Here is a 277-nt window from a genome sequence, read left to right as displayed (position 1 = left end):
CGAAGAGCGCATTCGCCGCGTATTGCGTAACGACCCAGCTACTGGCGTGATGCGTCACGCCGATGCCGGCTACGACATTGCAATCAACTGCGCCAAAGAACAGGGCCTTGATCTGCCGATGATTACTGACAAATAGTGCCAGCAGTAATGATCACAGCTGATAGCTAGCAGTTTTTTTCAGGCAGAATGAGTGTGCAGCCTGTGCCACCCTGCCACTCACGCAGAGACCCGTCGCGGGATTCTGGCCGTACAACGTCAGACGCTTTTGCGCCAAGTC

1 protein-coding gene is annotated in these 277 nt (G+C 55.2%); it reads left to right on the top strand.

The window, feature by feature from the left end; translation table 11 throughout:
* Positions 1–136 (top strand): hypothetical protein (locus tag ACYP03_RS26000; protein WP_459782673.1); only part of this gene is annotated, 136 nt, incomplete at its 5' end.
* Positions 137–277: the final 141 nt, after the last annotated feature.

This window comes from Photobacterium sp. R1 (genome assembly GCF_054600795.1).
This window is presented reverse-complemented; position numbering and strand designations above follow the sequence as displayed.